This is a genomic window from Devosia sp. A449 (genome assembly GCF_054489375.1).
Genome location: NZ_JBTMWU010000021.1, coordinates 1 through 697 on the forward strand (window position 1 = coordinate 1; position 697 = coordinate 697).

General features: G+C 63.1%; 1 protein-coding gene. It reads right to left on the minus strand.

What is annotated here, in order from left to right; genetic code table 11:
* Window positions 1-28: 28 nt before the first annotated feature.
* On the minus strand, window positions 29-697 hold a 669-nt coding region (locus ACX3OW_RS21625), incomplete at its 5' end, for an N-formylglutamate amidohydrolase (protein ID WP_459097857.1).

Consider the following 697-nt stretch of genomic DNA (forward strand, 5'->3'; position numbering starts at 1 on the left):
TCCTCCAGCAATTTGGCATCAGGCGCCCTCATGCGGTCGCCCTGAGGGCACCGAGCAACACCGGCAGTGAGGCCGTGAGCATGGCGCGCATCGCGCTCAGCGTCGCGATATCCGGCTCGCCGGTCCACTCGTCCATGAAGAATTTCTTGAACTCGATGGCAATGGCACAGCCGGTCTTGGGGAAATTGGCATGCACGAACCGCGTTTGCTCGCCCCGGCCTTCGAAGGCCACATTCTCCCGCACATCCATGCCCTGCCCACGAAACGAAAAGCTGCGGAGACACTCGATGAACGGATCGAGCACCGGCGCCCAGCGCGCGCGGTCCATTGAAACTGTGCCGATATTGATCGCCGGCGCCTCGACCTCCGGCGTTGCCGGCGCATCTGGCCCCGCGCGGCGGTGATTGTAGCTATGGATGTCGAGCAGCACGAAGCGCCCATAATCCCGCTCCAGGCCCGCCAACATCTGTCCGAGCATGGCATAATAGGCGTCATGGATGGCCAGCGAATGCGCGATCAGTTCAGCGCTCGGCGTGTCCGACCAGACCTCGAGGCCCCAGGCCTGCTCCGGAGTGACATAGACCGCACCATCCCGGTCGCGGTTAAGATCGATCTCAAAGCGCGAGCGGTGGAACACCACCCGGTTCGGCACGTCTCGGATAACGAATTCGGTGAACGGGTCTTCCTCGCGCAGCCG